16 protein-coding genes are annotated in these 16,532 nt (G+C 61.2%); 7 read left to right on the top strand and 9 right to left on the bottom strand.

The window, feature by feature from the left end:
• Positions 1-12: 12 nt before the first annotated feature.
• A complete protein-coding gene (locus tag HJB82_RS22740) occupies positions 13-246 on the bottom strand; it encodes a DUF2171 domain-containing protein (RefSeq protein ID WP_221133257.1) in 234 nt (77 codons plus the stop codon).
• A 277-nt stretch (positions 247-523) separates the two neighbouring features.
• Between HJB82_RS22740 and HJB82_RS22735 the strand changes: the two genes are divergently transcribed.
• Both HJB82_RS22735 and HJB82_RS32050 read left to right on the top strand, forming a co-directional pair.
• On the top strand, positions 524-724 hold the full coding sequence (locus tag HJB82_RS22735; RefSeq protein ID WP_207580823.1) for a hypothetical protein: 201 nt from the start codon (positions 524-526) through the stop codon (positions 722-724).
• A gap of 294 nt (positions 725-1,018) precedes the next feature.
• Entirely contained in the window at positions 1,019-2,041 is a 1,023-nt protein-coding gene (locus tag HJB82_RS32050) for a GlxA family transcriptional regulator (protein ID WP_207580824.1), read from the top strand.
• Positions 2,042-2,103: 62 nt separating this feature from the next.
• On the opposite strand, the gene HJB82_RS22725 is transcribed toward HJB82_RS32050, so the two are convergent.
• Positions 2,104-3,435 (bottom strand): diguanylate cyclase, encoded by a 1,332-nt coding sequence (locus HJB82_RS22725; RefSeq protein WP_221141504.1) that lies wholly within the window; start codon positions 3,433-3,435, stop codon positions 2,104-2,106.
• Positions 3,436-3,618: 183 nt separating this feature from the next.
• A complete protein-coding gene (locus HJB82_RS22720) occupies positions 3,619-4,449 on the bottom strand; it encodes a response regulator (protein WP_037078243.1) in 831 nt (276 codons plus the stop codon).
• A 397-nt stretch (positions 4,450-4,846) separates the two neighbouring features.
• Here HJB82_RS22720 and HJB82_RS22715 point away from each other — a divergent pair, with 397 nt between their 5' ends.
• Entirely contained in the window at positions 4,847-5,827 is a 981-nt protein-coding gene (locus HJB82_RS22715; RefSeq protein WP_221141502.1) for a squalene cyclase, read from the top strand.
• 49 nt (positions 5,828-5,876) lie between these two features.
• Here HJB82_RS22715 and HJB82_RS22710 read toward each other — a convergent pair whose 3' ends face one another.
• Entirely contained in the window at positions 5,877-6,401 is a 525-nt protein-coding gene (locus tag HJB82_RS22710; RefSeq protein ID WP_221132862.1) for a DUF6428 family protein, read from the bottom strand.
• Between the two features lie 42 nt (positions 6,402-6,443).
• Between HJB82_RS22710 and HJB82_RS22705 the strand changes: the two genes are divergently transcribed.
• From HJB82_RS22705 to arsC, 3 genes are read left to right on the top strand one after another with little or no spacing between them, the layout of a single operon-like run.
• Complete coding sequence (locus HJB82_RS22705; protein ID WP_221141500.1) at positions 6,444-6,800, top strand: helix-turn-helix transcriptional regulator; 357 nt, start codon at positions 6,444-6,446, stop codon at positions 6,798-6,800.
• Between the two features lie 37 nt (positions 6,801-6,837).
• Positions 6,838-7,536, top strand: coding sequence for an MIP/aquaporin family protein (locus tag HJB82_RS22700; protein WP_207580829.1), 699 nt, complete (start codon positions 6,838-6,840; stop codon positions 7,534-7,536).
• Positions 7,533-7,955 carry an arsenate reductase (glutaredoxin) gene (arsC, locus tag HJB82_RS22695; RefSeq protein WP_207580830.1) on the top strand — a complete coding sequence of 141 codons (423 nt, stop codon included), beginning with the start codon at positions 7,533-7,535 and terminating at the stop codon, positions 7,953-7,955. The genes HJB82_RS22700 and arsC overlap by 4 nt, the downstream gene beginning before the upstream one ends.
• A 9-nt stretch (positions 7,956-7,964) precedes the next feature.
• Here arsC and HJB82_RS22690 read toward each other — a convergent pair whose 3' ends face one another.
• The 5 genes from HJB82_RS22690 to HJB82_RS22670 form a co-directional block, all read right to left on the bottom strand.
• Complete coding sequence (locus tag HJB82_RS22690; RefSeq protein WP_017994411.1) at positions 7,965-8,231, bottom strand: hypothetical protein; 267 nt, start codon at positions 8,229-8,231, stop codon at positions 7,965-7,967.
• 112 nt (positions 8,232-8,343) lie between these two features.
• Positions 8,344-10,878 carry a mechanosensitive ion channel family protein gene (locus tag HJB82_RS22685; protein ID WP_221141498.1) on the bottom strand — a complete coding sequence of 845 codons (2,535 nt, stop codon included), beginning with the start codon at positions 10,876-10,878 and terminating at the stop codon, positions 8,344-8,346.
• A 178-nt stretch (positions 10,879-11,056) separates the two neighbouring features.
• The gene (locus tag HJB82_RS22680) at positions 11,057-11,608 is read right to left on the bottom strand and encodes a DUF924 family protein (RefSeq protein WP_207580832.1); all 552 of its coding nucleotides are present in this window, start codon (positions 11,606-11,608) and stop codon (positions 11,057-11,059) included.
• A 302-nt stretch (positions 11,609-11,910) separates the two neighbouring features.
• Entirely contained in the window at positions 11,911-12,975 is a 1,065-nt protein-coding gene (locus tag HJB82_RS22675; protein WP_221141496.1) for a histidine kinase dimerization/phosphoacceptor domain -containing protein, read from the bottom strand.
• A gap of 166 nt (positions 12,976-13,141) precedes the next feature.
• Positions 13,142-14,587 carry an MFS transporter gene (locus tag HJB82_RS22670; protein WP_207580834.1) on the bottom strand — a complete coding sequence of 482 codons (1,446 nt, stop codon included), beginning with the start codon at positions 14,585-14,587 and terminating at the stop codon, positions 13,142-13,144.
• 541 nt (positions 14,588-15,128) lie between these two features.
• Between HJB82_RS22670 and HJB82_RS22665 the strand changes: the two genes are divergently transcribed.
• Complete coding sequence (locus HJB82_RS22665) at positions 15,129-16,454, top strand: ABC transporter substrate-binding protein (RefSeq protein WP_207580835.1); 1,326 nt, start codon at positions 15,129-15,131, stop codon at positions 16,452-16,454.
• Positions 16,455-16,532 lie beyond the last annotated feature (78 nt).

Here is a 16,532-nt window from a genome sequence, read left to right as displayed (position 1 = left end):
GCCGACCGCTCGTCAGTTAATAGTGGCCCACTGGGTGCGAACATCCCTGGCGTTCTTTGACAGATGAACATGCGCATCGACGTGATCGACCCAGTCGATCGGGATCAGGTGGTGCTTGCCGTCCTCCGAGTCGGTCTTCGCCAGCTTGATGCGCGTGGGTCCGTCGAGATGATCGACTGTCCCCATATGGGTGCCATCGGCAGCCCGCACTTCCATATGTTCACGGATCTGATCTGCGGAAATCATGGTTTCCTCCTTTGCATCATTGTCAGGTACGAAGCGGCAACGACGTGGAGCGGACTTGGTTCCGAGTCATCTCGCCGTGCCCCGATTTGGCATTTTGCAACCCCGCAGCGGTCAGCTCTTCCGATCGGCGGGCGCACGGCGATCGTTCAATATCTCTGATGTTATCCATAAACTCTATTCGTTTGAATGATGAGTTCCGGGAGCCCATATTGTGATTACGGACATGGACGAAACCTCCCATCGAGACCATGCCCCTGACCCAAGAAAGGATCTGGACATGACCACGCTCATCTATCGGGGTGCTGGCAAGACCCTCACCTCCGGCGAAGGCCGCTTCGATCTGGCACATTATGCCCGCAGGCTTGTGCTCGCTTGGACGCGCTGGCAGACGGCTCGCGAAATCGAAGCCATGCCCTTCGACATCCGCAAGGACATCGGCTGGCCGAGCACGGACGACAACAAACACCGGACCGTGTAATGAATGCGACATTTCTCCCAAGATGAGGCGGCGTCTGCCTACTGCAACGCCGCCTTTCTCATGGGCTGACCGTCCATTCCCAGGCCGTTTTCGATCTTGAATTTCAGATGCCTATCAGCCTGTTCGTTGCCCTTCCCACGCCCCTTCCGGGGGTTTGACCGGCTAGATCTCAGGCGATGTCGCATATTTGCTCTTCCCGGCCGCATTTTTCCATGCCAGTGTCGCTTTCAGGACATCGGCGCGACGCAATCCGCGCAACGAATGTGTCATCGCCCCTCGAGCATGGATTTCGCTATGAACAGGATGCAGATCAAGAAGCGTTCGCTGGTCTTCTTTATGGTACCGCAATTCACCATGCTGCCCTTTTCGGCGGCCGTGGACACCTTACGCATCGCCAATCGCATGCTCGGCTATCAGGCCTATACCTGGCGGCTCGCCTCCCTCGACGGGGAGAAGGTCTATTCCTCCTGCGGCATCGGCGTCGAGGCGAATTCCTCGCTGGCCGAGGAGCGCCGCCATCTCGGCGGCGAAAACCGGCCGGGCATGGTGCTCGTCTGTTCCGGCATCGATGTCGAGCAGTTCAACAACAAGTCGGTCAATGCATGGCTGCGCGAATGCTATAATCGCGGCGTTGCCGTCGGCAGCCTCTGTACGGGCGCGCATGTGCTGGCCCAGGCCGGCCTGCTGAACGGCAAGCGCTGTGCCATCCACTGGGAAAATCTGCCGGGCTTTTCGGAAGCCTTCCCGCAGGCCGAGGTCTATGCCGATCTCTACGAGATCGACGGCAATCTCTATACCTGCGCCGGCGGCACCGCCTCGCTCGACATGATGCTCAACCTCGTCGGTGAGGATTTCGGCGAGAGCCTCGTCAACCGCATCTGCGAGCAGCACCTGACCGATCGCGTGCGCAATCCGCATGACCGCCAGCGCCTGCCGCTGCGCGCCCGTCTCGGCGTGCAGAACGCCAAGGTGCTGTCGATCATCGAACTGATGGAAGGCAATCTGGCCGAGCCGCTATCGCTGATCGAGATCGCCGATGGCGCCGGCCTCTCACGCCGCCAGATCGAGCGGCTGTTCCGCCAGGAGATGGGCCGCTCTCCGGCCCGCTACTATCTGGAAATCCGCCTCGACCGCGCCCGCCACCTGCTGGTGCAATCCTCGATGCCTGTGGTCGAGGTTGCCGTCGCCTGCGGCTTCGTCTCGGCTTCGCATTTCTCCAAGTGTTATCGCGAACTCTACCATCGCTCACCGCAACAGGAGCGTGCCGAGCGCAAGATGACCATGGCGACCGCGCGCCAGCAGCCGGTCGCGGCCTGAGAGTTTGAAAAAACAGAGACTGCCGCCTGAAATGAAACGGCGGCGGCTCGCCCAGGATGGCTCTAGTGCGCCGCCTCTTCCGTCATCTTGGCGTCCGAATAGACCTGGTTGCGGCCCCGGTGTTTGGCCATGTAGAGGAATTGGTCGGCGGCGTTGAGATAATTCTCGAAGGTCTCGTAGCCGCCGATCTCGGCGATGCCGATCGAAATCGTGACACCGAGTTCCTCGTCGTCTGCCGTGACCTTCAACCGAGAAATATCCGAGCGGATCTCGTCGCAGAGCTTGGTCGCCGCAAGGGAATCCATCTGTGGGAAGAGGATGGCGAATTCTTCCCCGCCAAGCCGCGAGAGAAGATTGTCGCTGCCTTCGAAGATCGTGAACAACCTGTTTGCGACAGCCTTCAGCACCTTGTCGCCGATCTCGTGGCCATAGGTGTCGTTCAGTCGTTTGAAATGGTCGATATCGAGAATCGCCACCGAACTCGGCACTTTCAGCCGCAGGCACTCGTTCACCAGCTTCGGGCCATTGTCGTAGAAATAGCGGCGGTTATAGAGGCCGGTCAGGTAATCGCAGGCCGCCGCCGCCCTGAGTTGCCGCATCTGCGCCAGCGTTTCGGCATTGTTGGCGATGCGGCATTGCAGTTCTTCGGCGACGAAGGGCCGGTAGACGAAATCGCTGGCGCCGGCTTTGAGGAAACTCGCCGAAAGCATGCGGTCGTTGGAGGAGGAAACGCCGATGACGCGCAGCCTGTCCGAACCGAAGCGATGGCGGATACGCCGCGTCAACTCGTAGCCGCTCATATCGGGCATGTGGTGGTCGGTGACGACCAGTTCGATATCGCTGTAGGCCTCAAGTGCGGCCAGCGCCTCGAGCCCCGAATTTGCCTCGACGACGAGATATTGCTGCGCCTTCAGGAGGTCAACCAACACCTGGCGCACCGAGACGACATCATCGACGACGAGCACCCGCGTCTTGCGGTTGGAGATCGCCCGTCGGACGGTGGCAACGAGATTGTCGAGCGCGAATTCATTGTCCTTCAGCACGTAATCGATGACATTGCGCTCCATGATCCTGTTGCGCGTATTGACATCGAATGTCGCGGTGAAGACGATCGCCGGGATATCGTGCTCGATCGTACAGTCGAGCGCTTCGCCATAGGGCGAATCCGGCAGGTTGAGGTCGACCACGGCCATGGTGTAGCCGTGACCGTCCTCGGCAAGTTCTTTGCGAAGAGCCTTCAGCGACGGGCAGGATTTGACCGCAAGGCCAAGCTCGGTCTGGAACCGATGGCAAAGCACGGCGGAAAACATCCGGGAATCTTCAACCAGAAGTATTTTGAGCCCGCCGGAGCGCAGCCCGATGCCATCTCGCTGAAAATCCGCTTGAAAAGCCACAGCCGCTACTCCCCCATGCGTCCGATGGCCTCGACTCGGCCCTCTCCCCGGCGGGGCGGACGATAACCGAGAGGGCTGGGCGCGTGAAGGGGGCAAATCGCGGCGTTACTTGTAATTGCAGAAATTCGACGACGGCCTGTTTCCGTCATCTCCGCCCCTATGGCGATGATACTGGAAGGGCCTTCAGGCAACCGCCCGCTCCCTGCGCATCGACTGGATTTGCAGCAGCGTATCGAGGTTCTGGTTGACGCGGCAGTAGAACTCCTCGTCGATGAAGGGACGCAGCATGAAATCATTGCCGCCGGCCTTCAGGAAACGCGCCGAAAGCAGCCGGTTCGACGAGGAGGAAACGCCGATGATGCGCAGCTCGTGCGAGCCGATACTGGAGCGGATACGCCGCGTCAGCTCGAAGCCGTCAATGTCGGGCATATTGTAGTCGGTGATCATCAGGCCGATATCGCGGTTGGCCTTCAGGATCTCCAGCGCCTTGCCGCCGTTCTCGGCGACGCTGACACGGAAATTATACCGCTTCAACCGGCTCGACAGCAGCGCGCGGGCCGTCGCGCTATCGTCGACGATCAGCACGTGGTGACGATGATTGGTCAGGAACCGGCAGATCGATTCCGCCAGAAGGTCGACGGCGAAGATATTGTCCTTGAGGATATAGTCGACGATATCCTTGGCCATCAGCTTGTCGCGCATGCTTTCATGGAAGGTGCCGGTAAACACGATGGTCGGGATGGAAAGATCGACCAGATATTCGAGCGCTTCGCCGTTTTCGGCGCCGGGCAGGTTGATGTTCGAGATTGCCAGCGTGATCGGATCTGAAGACTTGTCATAGGAAACCTGCAACTCCTCGAAGCTGCGGCAGATCTCGACGTCGATGTCGAACAGCTCCTTGAGGCGTTTGCTGATCATCGAGGTGAATACGTTGGAATCTTCCGCGACAATAATACGCGCGCCAGCAAACATTTCCCCGGAATATTGCATCCCCGAAATACCTAGAAACGCCATAGCAAACCTTTGATGTAAATTCTGTCCCCGGATCAAATTGGTACATCAATTGATTTGAATAATTCTTAATCAGCACGGCTGGATATAAAACGAAGAAGCAGCCCGATGGGGCCGCCTCCGTTTTCTTGCAAGTATGATTAAGAAAGTAGTCGCGAAGCGCCGCATTCTCGGTATCGAACGGGCTCCCGTCGCCACAGTCGCTCGGCACGCCGATCAACTCTCCAGCCATACGGCACACCGAACAGCCCTCATCCCGAGGTGCCCTGTGGGGGCCTCGAAGGACGGCTGACTGGTCGCAGAGGTGAGACGCCCACTCCCGCGCGCCCATTGGCTGGCAGCGCCCGGCCGAAGCGATTATAAACGGGCCATCAAACCCGACCCGCCGAGAGGTTCGCCCATGACCCAATCCGACCCGGTGATCGAATGGCTTCTCGATTCCGACCCGTCGATCCGATGGCAGGTGATGCGCGATCTGCTCGACGCCCCGGATCGGAAGTGGATGGCCGAGCGGGCCAGGGTGGAGACGGAGGGCTGGGGTGCCAGACTGCTTGCCTGCCGAGACGAGGATGGGCAATGGGCGGGCGGCGCCTTCCTGCCCGCCGGTTTCGACCCTCGCGAGTGGCATGAGCACGGCCAGCCATGGATGGCAACGACCTTCTCGCTGTCGCAACTCAGGGAATTCGGTCTCGATCCCGCCTGCGCGCAGGCCAGGCACACCGTCGCATTGATCGGCGCCAATGCCCGTTGGGAAGAAGGCGGCCAGCCCTATTGGGAAGGCGAAGTCGAAGAATGCATCAACGGCCGCACCGTGGCCGACGGCGCCTATTTCGGGATCGACATCTCACCGATCGTCGACAGGCTGGCCGGCGAGCGCCTCGCCGACGGCGGCTGGAACTGCGAGCGAACCCGTGGCTCGGTTCGGTCGTCTTTCGCTACCACCATCAACGTCCTGGAAGGGCTGCTGGAATTCGAGAAATCGACCGGCGGCACGCCCCGATCCCGCGAAGCGCGCGGAACGGGCGAGGAATTCCTGCTCGAGCGCAGCCTCTTCCGTCGCCTCGGAACCGGCGAGCCCGCCGACAAAAATTTCCTGCAGTTCCTGCACCCGAACCGCTGGCGCTACGACATCCTGCGTGCGCTCGACTATTTCCGCGCCAGCGCTATCCTCACCGACACCGCTCCCGACCCGCGCCTCAGCGAGGCGATCAACCACCTTCGTACCCGACGCCTTGAAGATGGCCGCTGGCCGCTCGACCGGAGCCCGCCGGGGCGTGTGTGGTTCGAATTCGACGACGGACAAGGTAGGCCCTCACGATGGGTGACGCTCCGGGCGCTGCGGGTGCTTAGATGGTGGGGTACCCAAGCATCAATCGCTTGACGCGGCGAGCCGCTGCCTTGCCGAGCACAATGGTGAAGTGTGAAGCTCTCTAGGCGCAGCAGCGGCTCCGTACCGTGTTGGGGCCGCAGCAGGCGACGTCCGTTTTGCTTTCCTCCTCCAGCCAACGATCGCGCGGCTTGCAGCTTGCCGGCCGCGGTAAAAGCATGACGTGGACGGCACCAGCACTGAGAACCGGCCTCGCTGCGCGATAGAGCTGCATCGGCCGCACGCCGTCGCTGACTTCGAAGGTGAGCTTGGCAGAACCGTCGAGCTGCACATGCTCCGTCACCTTGCGGACGATGGAACAGAACTTGCCGGCCGGCATGTGCTTTCGGTCGCCTTCATCGATGTCCCACAGCTGGATGAAGATTTCGGTCCAGGCCTCGGGATTGGCGCCGCAATCGAGGCCCGCGAATTGGCCCGCCTTGACCTCGGTGACATGATAGCCTGATTTCACCGCCCGACCGTCATAATAGAAAACCAGCGGCGCGTCCTTTTCGTCGGCGAGCATATCCAGCAGGAGGCCGAGACTGATATCATTCTCTCGGATTTTTCCGTTGTCGATCGTGTCCATATCAGTTAATCCTCATTTCAACGATTCAAGGATTATTGAAATATGGATCAACGTCAAGCCCTCGCCGCTTTCAGTGCGCTTTCGCAGGAAACGCGCCTGCACATCATCCGCATGCTGGTTGTATCCGGTCCGGACGGCATGGCGGCGGGCGCCATCGCGGAAAAGGCGGAGGTCTCGCCGTCCAACGTCTCCTTCCATCTGAAGGAGCTGGAACGTGCCGGCCTCATTGCCCAGCAGCGCGAATCCCGCTCAATCATCTACACCCCCAATTACGAGGCGCTTGGCGGCTTGATCCGTTTCCTGATGGAAGATTGCTGCGGCGGAAACCCTGAGATCTGTGCGCCGGCTGCTGCCGTCGCCGCGTGTTGTGCACCTGCGATGAAGGAGGACCTGCAATGACCACAGGCACGACCGCAAAACCGGTGACGGCCGATTGATGGCGCCGTTCGATCTGCCGCGCCGGCTGGTCGCAGAGGCCATCGGCACCGCCATGCTGGTCGCGACCGTCGTCGGCTCCGGCATCATGGCGACGTCGCTGACGCAGGATACAGGGCTTGCCCTGCTCGGCAATACGCTCGCGACCGGCGCCATTCTGGTGGTGCTGATCACCACACTCGGGCCGATCTCCGGCGCCCACTTCAATCCCGCCGTCTCGCTGGTCTTTGCAATGTCACGTTCGCTGCCGAAACGCGACCTGACCGGATATGTGCTGGCACAGATTGCCGGCGGCGTGGCCGGGACGATCGCGGCTCACCTGATGTTCGAACTCCCGCTCGTGGAACTCTCCAGCAAGATCCGCACCGGCGGCGCGCAATGGTTCTCCGAAGGTGTGGCGACCTTCGGCCTGGTCGCGGTCATTCTTGCCGGCACCCGGTTCGAGCAGAAAGCGGTGCCATGGCTGGTCGGCCTCTACATCACCGCCGCCTACTGGTTCACCGCCTCCACCTCATTTGCCAATCCGGCCATTGCGCTCGCCCGTTCCCTGACCGACACCTTCTCCGGCATCCGCCCGATCGATCTTCCCGGCTTCTGGCTCGCCGAAATCGCCGGCGCGCTCCTTGCGCTCATTCTTTTCACCTGGCTGCTGCAGCCGGCCGAAACATCGTCAACCCTATCCTCTGAGGCGAAGCTATGAACGTCACCATCTACCACAACCCGGCATGCGGCACCTCGCGCAATACGCTGGCGATGATCCGCAATGCCGGCATCGAACCGACCGTCGTCGAATACGTCAAGACTCCGCCCTTGCGGGAGGAACTGTCTCGGATGATCGCCGATTCCGGCCTCACCGTACGCCAGGCCGTTCGCCAGAAGGATACGCCCTATGCCGAACTCGGCCTCGATAATCCTGACCTCAGCGATGACCAGCTTCTCGACGCCATGCTCGCGCATCCGATCCTGATCAACCGGCCGTTCGTCGTGACACCGCTCGGCACGCGCCTGTCACGGCCCTCCGAGTTGGTTCTGGAAATCCTGCCGGAAACCCACAAGGGCGCCCTCGCCAAGGAAGACGGCGAGAAGGTGCTCGACGCCGGGGGCAAGCGGATCGTCTGATCCGCCCACCTACTTGACGACGGCCGAGCCCTTGACGATGTCGATCGTCTCGCCGCCGTCGAGCCCGATACGGTCTCCGTCGGGCGTAGTCATGAAGCAGCCGGAAGCGCAGAGGTTTTCCGAAGCGCCGGCATCGACCACGACTTCGACGCGCTGGCCGCTCTCGGTGATGACGAGCACCACGGCTGCCGGATCGGTGTTGGTGATGGATGCTGCTTCAGCCGCGGGCGCGGCGAGCAGCGGGACAAGCAAAACGGCGGCAAACCTTGCCATCATGTGCGGCGGCGCGGACGCGCCCTCCCCTCGAACGATCGGTGCTGCCCGCGGCAGCAATCCCGATGGTGGAGATCATGCACATAGACCTGTGAATGATGGCTGAATGAGCCGTTCAGCTCTTCAGGCTGCCATCCGCCGTCCGCCCGCGCAACTGCCGCACCGGCCGCTCCTCGTCCTCGATGGGCTTGTTCTTTGGATCGTCCTGGCCGTCCGTCTGCTCCTTGACGGCATTGGCAAGGACCGGCGCGGCATCGCGATGGATGGTGAGATCGCTCTGCGGCAGCGGGATCTCGATGCCCTCGGCCTTGAAGCGCCGGAGGATCTCCATCCTGAGATTGTTGCGCACCGTCATGCCGTCGCCCATGTCGGCGAGGAAGAAGCGCAGCTCGAAATCCAGGGAATAAGGGCCGAAGCGCAGGAATTCGACATGCGGCTCGGGATTGCGCATGACGAGCGGTATCTTGGCCGTCAGCTCGAGCAGGATATCCATCACCTGCTGCGGATCGGCGTTGTAGCTGACGGAAACCGGAATTTCCGATCGGCCGATCCTGTTGCGATGCGTCCAGTTGCCGACCAGGCCGTTGATCAGCTCCGAATTCGGTACGATGATCGACTGCTTGCGAAAAGTCTCGATCTCGGTGGCGCGCACCGAAATACGTTTGACGATGCCCTCGGCGGTGCCGGAAACGACATGATCGCCGACCTTGAACGGCCGCTCGACGAGCAGGATCAGGCCGGAGACGAAGTTGGAAACGATGTTCTGCAGGCCGAAACCGATGCCGACCGAAAGTGCCGACGCGACAAGCGCAAAGCTCGAGAGATCGATGCCGGCGGCGGAAACGCCGATGATCGCCGCGATGCCGACGCCCAGATAGCCGATGCCCGTTTTGACCGAATTGCGCACGCCGAGATCGACATGGCTTCGCGCCATCACATTGCCGTCGAGCCAGCGCTGCAGCCAGCGCGTCAGCAGGTAGACGCCGGCAAACAGCAGGATGCCGGTGCAGATGCCGAGCAGCGAGATGCTGATGCCGCCGAGCCTGACCTCGGTGAACAGCCTATAGGCAAGGATCTGCAGGTCCTGCACATGGAAACCCCAGAGCAGCAGGATCAGCGGGATGCCAACGAGAAGCGCCACGGCATAGATCGCAAGGCCGACGAGCAGACCGGCCTGGTCGATTGCCACCGGCCCCAGCTTGAAGCGGCGCGTCAGGAAGCGCGCGAAGAAGGTGTCGCCAAAGCTTTCCTGCCTGGATATCGCTTTGCCTGAGAGCAGGCCGATATACATGGTGACGACGACCGCGCCGGTGACGATGAGCTGCGTGGCGACGAAGCGCGCCAGCCCCACATAACCGCTCAGCGCGGTGAGGATGAGGCCCCCGCCGACGACGCGCAGGATGATCGCCATGCCGCGCGGCCAATGCCGGCCCGGCGCATCCGGATCGCCATTCTTCGCCAGCATCGGCTTGCCGAACGAGACCGAGATCAGGATCAGGCCGATGATCAACGCGGCAATCAGGCTCCTGACCACGGTCAGCACCAGCGGCGAGCCCATCGTCTCGCCGACGGTCCCGAACAGATAATCGAGCGCATTGACGACGGCCATCGCCAGCAGGCAATAGCCGATCGAGCGCGCGCCGAGATTGGAAAGATGAACGAGCCGCCAGCGCGGTTCGTTCGGCGCGAAGATGGCGTTGACGAAGCGACCAACGAAATAAACGAGCCCGATCGCTCCGAACAAGGCCCCGATGACAGGTGCGATGTCGGGCCGCAGAACGTTGAAACTGTTGAGAAAGAAGAACGAGGTGACGAGCAGCACCGAAAGCGCCAGGGTCCGGATCAGCGTCGACCAGAAAGCGATCGACAGCCGACCGATATAGGACGGGTTTTCGACAGCTTCGTCGCGGCGCAGATACGAGCCAAACAGCCGGTAGCTGCCGGAGAGCAGGATCAGGGCTGAGGCGAGCGACAGGAAGATCGCGGCAAAAAGTGGAAAACGCTTGAATTTCCAGACGAAGGTGGCCCAGCTCGACAGGGCTTGCATGAACTCGCTGGCCTCATGCACGAAGGCGCTGACGGCATCGTCGAGCACCGAGACCGAAATTTCCGTACGCCTGAGCAGCGTATCGGCAAACAACCGTCGGCGCATCTCGGTGATCTCGTTGACGAGCTTCGTCACCGTGATCGACAGGTTTTCCGCGTCGCCCGTCACCGCGTTGATCTGCGCGCGCTCACCGGCGAGCGCGTTACGCTCCTGGGTGACGATCCCGGCCTCCGGCGGCTGCCCGTCCTTCGGCGGATCGCCGATCTCGGTAAGCCGGTTCTTGATCTGGTCGAAACGCGGCCTGAGATTGACCGATATGGTGATGACGGCGCGGCTAAGTTCGTCGGCCTTGGTCGCAAGGCCGACCAGGGCATCGTCATCCTCGGCATTCTGCTTGACGCCGTCCTGGAGTGCCGTCAGTTGGACCTTGGCATTGTCGATCTCCTTCGTCGCCTGGTCGAGCGGTGTGTCGGCAAGCGGCGCCTGCGCGGCTGCCGATGCCTGCGGCTCCTGCGCGAAGGCCGCAGCACCCTTGAAATGCGCGCCGGCCACCGCCAGCATCAGCAGAAGAATGGTGCGAAGCAGGATCGGTCTCGGCCGCAAAAGCGCCTCCGGAAAGATTATCGTCGGGATAGAATGCCAGCTTGTCATAGCAAAGAAAGGCGACAGAAAGGCGGAAGCTCCTGGAAAGGGTTAAAGCATGTCGCAGCGGTTGCGATAACGACATGCGTAGAACAAAGAACGAAAGCGCGACAAGTGAATCCGAAAGATCGCGGCGCGCTTAGAAACCCGCGCCTGGCGTCGAAAGATAGTCGCGTTCCCTGGCCGTCGACTCCCGTCCTAACATGGCATTGCGGTGCGGAAAGCGGCCATAGGCGGCGATCACGTCGCGATGGCGGATCGCATAATCCAGATATTCCGCGTCGCCGAGAGCGGTGAACAATGCCACCGACCGTTCCTGCTCGCCAAGGTCTTCGGCATGTTCGAACGGCAAATAGAAGAAGGTACGGCAGGCGGTCTCGACCGCCTGATCGCCACCGGCGGCAAGCGCGAGCTTAGCCTCCCGAAGCGCCAGCCCATCGGTCGCGAAGGCCAGCGGCGTGCCGCGATAGATGTTGCGGGGAAACTGGTCGAGCACGATAATGGCCGCCAGCCGGCTTTCCGCATCGGCCCGCCATTCGTCGCTGACACCCGCGGCAAGGGCGAGATGCGTATGGCGGAAGCCTTCGCGGATCTCCACGTCGAGTTCCGGCGGCGGGCGGAACCACAGCTCCCGGCCGCATCGGACGAACCAGAAATCGTAAACTTCCCGCGGCGTACGGATCGTCGTCATCTTCGCTCTCCCTAACGTTAGGCACCTTATGTAGCTTTAGTAAGTTATTGGAGAAGTTGGCGAACAGTGTGCCAAGCAGCCCCTCATCCGCCTGCCGGCACCTTCTCCCCGCCTGCGGGGCGAAGGGGGATAGCGGCAACCCCTCTGTTCCTCACCAGCATTTCGCAGGGCACGTCCCCTCTCCACGTCAGAACGGGGGTCCGAAGGACGGGTCGAGACCCGCGGCTCGGCCCCGGCAGTTAGGGTGAGGGGCAGGCTTCTTGAACTATGGCCGCATTGCGCAATTGCGGCTGCGCAAAACCCTACTTCCCCTCATGCAACGAAAACACCAGCGTCGCCTTCGTACCATCATGCCCGGGATCATAGGCGAAATCCGATTTCAAGCTCGCAGCCATGGCCGTCAAAATACGCGCGCCGAGCCCCGTTCCCCTCGCCGGGCTCTCCGGATCGAACCCCGCCCCATCATCCTCGACGACAACCCTCAACCCCTCGTCCGTCTGATCGACAAGTACCCGGATCTCGCCCGGCACGCCGTCCCGATAGGCATATTTGAAGGCATTGGTGACGAGTTCGCTGACGATCAGCCCGAGCGTGATCACCTTGTCGGTCGCCAGATTGACCGGCTCAGCGGTCAGCACGACGCGGTGCGGCCGCTTGTCGTCGCGCATCGAGGCTTCGAGTTCGGTGAGCAGGCTGTTCAGATATTCATCCACCTGGACAGATCCGACCTGCCGGTTGGTATAGAGCCGGCGGTGCACGCTGGCGATGGCGTTGATGCGCATCTGCGTTTCGTGCAGCGCGTCGATCGCCACCTGGTCTTTGGTCATCGAGGATTGCATGCGGATCAGCGCACCGACGAGGCCGAGGCTGTTGGCAATGCGGTGATTGACTTCGGCAAGCAGCATTTCGGCAAGGTCGCGCTGCTGACGGATCACCTCCTGCGCCTGCGCCGTTTCGCGGCGAAAACGCGCCCGCTCCAGCGCCTGTTCGAGGGCAGCGGCGAGCAGGTCGAAATAATCGGCCGAGATTCCCTTGAGCATGTAATCGTCGGCGCCGGCTTTGAGCGCCGCGACCGCGATGCTGGTATCGTCCGAGCCCGTCGCATAGATGACCGGTGGATGATCCGGCAGCGCCGTGATGCAGGGCAGAATGTCGAGGCCGGTCTCGTCAGCCAGGACATGATCGAGCACGACGGCGTCGAAGCCGCCTTTGCCGAGTCTGGCAAGGCCGGCCGCACCGTTCTCAGCCCATTCGACCGAAAAGCCGCGTTGGCCAAGGTTCTTCTGCATCAAGAGGGCGAGCCCCTCGTCGTCGTCGATATAGAGGATGTGGATCAGGGCATCCGCATCGCCGCTAGAATTGCTCATTCCGTCTCCCGGCTTTTTCTCGCAGCGACGACCGCCGGCAAGCGTCCGAGTCGTCCGCATGGCAATGTCGTATTGCATTGGCCGCCCGAGGTAAACAGCGGTTATCCCTCACTCTTGTCGCAGGCGGCGCGGAACGGGACTGGGGCCGATTGTTTCACAGTGGAGGCTAATTTTTCAGGAATTTCCGGTGTCCGGATACTTCAGCTCCCGCCTCCGCCGGCAATTGCAGGAAACGCAGCACCGAGACCATGCCGATCGCGCCAACCACGACGAAAGCCCAGCGGAAATCGGCAAGAACGGGATTGTCGGCGCCTCTCAGAGCCGCGGCGATATTGAGGACGGCCGCCGCCACCGCCACGCCGAGCAGCATCGATACCTGCTGCAGCATGCTCGACAGCGTCGAGGCCGAACTTCGTTGCGCCGGGCCGATATCGGCGAAGGCGAGCGTGTTCAGCGCGGTGAATTCCATCGACCGCGACAGGCCGGCGAGGAAAAGCAGCGCATAGGTGAAAAACTGTGGCGTTTCCGGCGAGAGGAAACCGCAGGCGGCGATCGAAAGTGCCGCGATCAGCCCGTTGAACACAAGCACGAAGCGGAAGCCGAAGAAGCGCAGGAGCGGCGTCGTCACCGTCTTCATGCCGAGATTGCCGAGGAAATAGACGAGCAGATAGGCGCCGGCGGCAATCGAACTCAGCCCGAAACCGAGCTGGAACAACAGAGGCAGCAGGAACGGTGTCGCATTGATCGCCACCCTGCAGGCCGTGCCTGCCGACAGCGTCGACATCGAGAACGTCTGGATGCGGAAGGCCGAAAGCTCGAGCAGCGGATTATCGACGGTGAGGAAATGCCGTGTCGCCATGACAGACAGCACGACGCCCGCCGCCAGCATTGATATGACCGGCAAAAGCCCACCTTCCCATTTGATCGAAAGCTCCAGGGCGGCGAGAAGAAAAGTCAGCCCTGCCGCGCTCAGGATGAAGCCGACAAAATCCAGCCGGCCGGGATTGGCCTCGCGCTGCTCCGGCACGAAGCGCAGCACCAGTGCCATGCCGAGAATGCCGATCGGGATGTTGATGAGGAAGTTCCAGTGCCAGCTGGCATAGGTGGTGATGAAGCCGCCGAGCACCGGGCCGATCACCGGCGCCGTCAGCGCCGGCCAGGTGATCAACGCGATCGCCTGGACGAGTTCGGACTTGCGGGCGTTTTTCAGCACGATGATGCGCCCGACAGGCGTCATCAGTGCGCTGCCCGCCCCCTGGACGGCGCGCCACAGCACAAATTCCGCCAGGCTGCCGGACAGCCCGCAGAACAGCGAGGCGGCGGTAAAGACGGCGATCGACATCAGGAAGATACGGCGCGCACCGAACCTGTCGCCGAGCCAGCCCGACAAAGGAATGAAGGCTGCCATCGTCAGCATGTAGACGGTGATGCCGATGCTCATCGACACCGGCTGTACATTAAAGCTTGCCGCCATCTGCGGCAGCGAGGTGGCGACGATCGTGCCGTCGAGGATCTGCATGAAGAAGGAAACGGCAACAACCAGCGCCACGATCTTCGCCTGGCGGCCGCTTGCCGCCTCTTGCCGATTCTCGCTCGTCTCTGCCGTGGTCATCGATCTGCCAATGAAAAGTCTGGATGCCGCGGCAGGAAAACGGGAAGGAAGCCGATCGGAGATCTGCCGCGCGGGAGAACGCGGAAACACGCCGCGCACTGGCTGCATACGCTCGTTGCGCACGGCCGGAAAGGCTAAATCTCGCACTGCTCGGGAATATTCCCGACGCGGCGGGCGGCGCGACCTTAAGAAAAAGGCCCCGCCGGAGCGAGGCCAAGTTTGAACCGCTCCCGGGAAAACAGGAGCGGCGTCGAGGTCCATATCCTGCGGCCAATCTCGCCGCGAGGTCAGATTTCCCCGTATCGGTACGCTCGCGAACGAAATTTCCAAGAAGCGCTGAGATTGGTCCCGCAAACTCCCCGCCCGCTTGGCGAGCCACCTGTGCAGTGCAGCAACGATTGCCGCTTGCAATGTTTATATAAATTGCTATTACTAAACACATTGCTAAACATGATGATTGAGGAGTTCATGTGAGCATTCTCTGAAATGGGTGAACATGCGACGCCGGCGGGGAGCCGGCCCTTGGTTCTGGGAGGAACTTATGCAGAAAACATCGAAAGCCCTTTTGGGGCTCGCCACGGCATTCGTCATGTCGTCGGCATTGCCCAATCTCGCCAAAGCCGATGAACTGACGCTCTGCTGGGCCGCATGGGATCCCGCCAACGCGCTCGTCGAGCTGTCGAAGGATTTCACCGCCAAGACTGGCACGCAGATGAAATTCGAATTCGTTCCCTGGACGAGTTACGCCGACCGCTTCCTCAACGAGCTGAATTCCCATGGCAAGCTCTGCGATCTCATCATCGGTGACAGCCAGTGGATCGGCGGCTCGGCCGAAAACGGCCACTACGTCAAGCTCAACGACTTCTTCGACAAGGAAGGCATCAAGATGGATGACTTCGTGCCGGCGACGGTCGTCGGCTACTCGGAATGGCCGAAGAACACGCCGAACTATTGGGCGCTGCCGGCCATGGGCGATGTCGTCGGCTGGACCTACCGCAAGGACTGGTTCGAGAAACCGGAACTGCAGAAGGAGTTCAAGGGAAAATATGGCCGGGATCTGGCCGCCCCCAAGACCTATGATGAGCTGAAGCAGATCGCCGAATTCTTCCAGAAGCGCGAGATCGACGGCAAGACCGTCTACGGCGCCTCGATCTATACAGAGCGCGGCTCTGAAGGCATCACCATGGGCGTTACCAACGTCCTCTACGACTGGGGTTTCCAGTACGAGAACCCGAAGAAGCCCTACGACATGGAAGGCTTCGTCAACTCGGCCGATGCGGTGAAGGGACTGGAATTCTACAAGTCCCTTTATGATTGCTGCACACCGCCCGGCAGCTCGAACGTCTACATGGTCGAATCCGCCGATGCCTTCAAATCCGGCCAGGTTGCCATGCAGATGAACTTCGCCTTCACCTGGCCCGGTCTTTACAAGGACGAGAAGGTCGGCGGCGACAAGATCGGCTTCTTCCCCAATCCGGCTGAAAAGGCGCATTTCGCCCAGCTCGGCGGACAGGGCATTTCGGTCGTCTCCTATTCCGACAAGAAGGACGCAGCACTTCAATACATCAAGTGGTTCGCCCAGCCTGACGTTCAGGCCAAGTGGTGGGAACTCGGCGGTTATTCCTGCCTGAATTCCGTCGTCAATGCGCCAGGCTTTGCCAAGAGCCAGCCCTACGCCCAGGCCTTCCTGGACTCCATGGCGATCGTCAAGGATTTCTGGGCCGAACCAAGCTATGCCACCCTCCTGCAGGACATGCAGAAACGCGTCCATAACTACGTCGTTGCCGGCAACGGCACAGCCAAGGAAGCGCTCGACGGTCTGGTGAAGGACTGGGAAGAAGTCTTCAAGGACGACGGCAAGATCTAGTGTCCGACCACAGGACAGGCGGCACCCCTCTGCGCGCCATCCTTACCTGGATGGCGGCCCGGATCGGCAGACGAGCCG

This window comes from Rhizobium sp. NZLR10, assembly GCF_019685125.1.
Classification (GTDB): Bacteria; Pseudomonadota; Alphaproteobacteria; order Rhizobiales; family Rhizobiaceae; genus Rhizobium.
This window is presented reverse-complemented; position numbering and strand designations above follow the sequence as displayed.

Excerpts from the sequence above, each read along its gene's own strand:
- HJB82_RS22740 (WP_221133257.1), bottom strand. The coding sequence starts at position 246 with ATGATTTCCGCAGATCAGATCCGTGAACATATGGAAGTGCGGGCTGCC.
- HJB82_RS22735 (WP_207580823.1), top strand. The coding sequence starts at position 524 with ATGACCACGCTCATCTATCGGGGTGCTGGCAAGACCCTCACCTCCGGC.
- HJB82_RS32050 (WP_207580824.1), top strand. The coding sequence starts at position 1,019 with ATGAACAGGATGCAGATCAAGAAGCGTTCGCTGGTCTTCTTTATGGTA.
- HJB82_RS22720 (WP_037078243.1), bottom strand. The coding sequence starts at position 4,449 with ATGGCGTTTCTAGGTATTTCGGGGATGCAATATTCCGGGGAAATGTTT.
- HJB82_RS22715 (WP_221141502.1), top strand. The coding sequence starts at position 4,847 with ATGACCCAATCCGACCCGGTGATCGAATGGCTTCTCGATTCCGACCCG.
- HJB82_RS22710 (WP_221132862.1), bottom strand. The coding sequence starts at position 6,401 with ATGGACACGATCGACAACGGAAAAATCCGAGAGAATGATATCAGTCTC.
- HJB82_RS22705 (WP_221141500.1), top strand. The coding sequence starts at position 6,444 with ATGGATCAACGTCAAGCCCTCGCCGCTTTCAGTGCGCTTTCGCAGGAA.
- HJB82_RS22700 (WP_207580829.1), top strand. The coding sequence starts at position 6,838 with ATGGCGCCGTTCGATCTGCCGCGCCGGCTGGTCGCAGAGGCCATCGGC.
- arsC (WP_207580830.1), top strand. The coding sequence starts at position 7,533 with ATGAACGTCACCATCTACCACAACCCGGCATGCGGCACCTCGCGCAAT.
- HJB82_RS22690 (WP_017994411.1), bottom strand. The coding sequence starts at position 8,231 with ATGATGGCAAGGTTTGCCGCCGTTTTGCTTGTCCCGCTGCTCGCCGCG.
- HJB82_RS22680 (WP_207580832.1), bottom strand. The coding sequence starts at position 11,608 with ATGACGACGATCCGTACGCCGCGGGAAGTTTACGATTTCTGGTTCGTC.
- HJB82_RS22675 (WP_221141496.1), bottom strand. The coding sequence starts at position 12,975 with ATGAGCAATTCTAGCGGCGATGCGGATGCCCTGATCCACATCCTCTAT.
- HJB82_RS22670 (WP_207580834.1), bottom strand. The coding sequence starts at position 14,587 with ATGACCACGGCAGAGACGAGCGAGAATCGGCAAGAGGCGGCAAGCGGC.
- HJB82_RS22665 (WP_207580835.1), top strand. The coding sequence starts at position 15,129 with ATGCAGAAAACATCGAAAGCCCTTTTGGGGCTCGCCACGGCATTCGTC.